This is a genomic window from Nocardioides sp. NPDC057577 (assembly GCF_042801335.1).
GTDB lineage: Bacteria > Actinomycetota > Actinomycetes > Propionibacteriales > Nocardioidaceae > Nocardioides.
Genome location: NZ_JBHVGB010000350.1, coordinates 1 through 1,235 on the forward strand (window position 1 = coordinate 1; position 1,235 = coordinate 1,235).

The window sequence follows — 1,235 nt, forward strand, 5'->3', positions numbered from 1 at the left end:
GTCAATAGCGTGCCGAAATCAACAGCCGGATGGGCCGGATGGGTGGCCGATGGGACCGTCGCGTACCGGGGCTGGCTGGTTGCCGGTTGGAGGTTCAGCGGACCGAACGGCCCGCGCACAGGGGCACGCCTGCGAGGCACAACATGGGACGTCACAAGCAGCACAAGCCGCGCCGCTCACGGGGCGAGAACGACCGGCCAGCCACGGAGTGGTTCGGCACCGCTTTCCACTCCACCGAGGGGATGCAGCACCTGGACGTTCGCCAGTCCGGCAATGGCGTCCTGATCACCTCCTCCCCTGCCGAGATCGACGGCGTGCCGGCCTCGTGGCCGCTGCGCCTGCGTAACGACGTCGCCGGCGGGCTGAACGAGGTGGGCGCGGCCCTCGCGTCCGGGCGCGGCCACGTCTTCGGCGTGACCGAGGGGCCCGGGCACAGGACCGTCCTGGCGTTCTTGCCCGACCATCCCGAGGAAGGCGTCGGCACGCTGGCCCGGGTTCGCACTCCCGAGGGCCCGGACGGCGACGTCGTCTTCGAGCGGAGCGCGGAACGACCGATGGGGCTGTGGGCCGAAGCAGGGGAGAGCCTCCTGCGGATCGTGCCGCTGCTCGGTCCGGACGCGCCGCCGGCGGACGAACTTGAGGATTGCCGTCTGTGCCCTGGCTGCTACCGGCCCGTCTATGAGAGCTCTTCCTCGCACACCCTGATCGGGGCCGGTCCGCTCCCGTTGATGGGGCTGTGCAGGCTGTGTGCCGAGGGATCGACGCTTCGCTCGCTGCGCCAGGCCGACGTGCCCATCGACACCCGCCAGCGCGCCGTCCTGGAGACGGTGGCCGCCGCCTTGGCGTAGGGGTACGGCTCGCACGGCTTGGGTGAATGCGGTTCGGGTGGTACCGCATCGCGGCACCACCCAGGCACGGGTCAGGCAGGGTTGTCGACGGTCACGAAGCCCGCGTCCTTGTAGTACCGGTCGAAGTCCTCGCCTGGTTCGGCGTTGTGGAGCAGTCGGGCGAAGGCGCGCTCGAAGCGGGTCACCTCGAAGCGGGCCACGATGGTCTTGCCTTCCCGCTTGTCGTAGATGGGCTTGGGGACCGGGAGGATGACGCGGCCTCCGTCGACCGAGACGAGCAGGTGGCGGTCGACGAGGGCGCCGTTCCAGAAGACGTCGCCCACCTGGTAGTCAACCGGCCTGTCGTCGGGGAAGGTGTTCCAGTCCGGTGTCATTCCCTTGTTCACG

At 69.6% G+C, this 1,235-nt stretch carries 2 protein-coding genes; one reads left to right on the forward strand and one right to left on the reverse strand.

Features of this window, described 5'->3' with window-relative positions:
- Positions 1 to 143: 143 nt before the first annotated feature.
- Complete coding sequence (locus ACFU7D_RS29695) at positions 144 to 848, forward strand: hypothetical protein (protein ID WP_378874134.1); 705 nt, start codon at positions 144 to 146, stop codon at positions 846 to 848.
- Between the two features lie 71 nt (positions 849 to 919).
- Here ACFU7D_RS29695 and ACFU7D_RS29700 read toward each other — a convergent pair.
- Positions 920 to 1,235, reverse strand: a 316-nt coding sequence (locus ACFU7D_RS29700) for a hypothetical protein (protein WP_378874136.1), incomplete at its 5' end; no start/stop codon positions are given.

Bases quoted from the DNA above. Each gene is read 5' to 3' on its own strand.
- ACFU7D_RS29695 (WP_378874134.1), top strand. From the start codon at position 144: ATGGGACGTCACAAGCAGCACAAGCCGCGCCGCTCACGGGGCGAGAAC.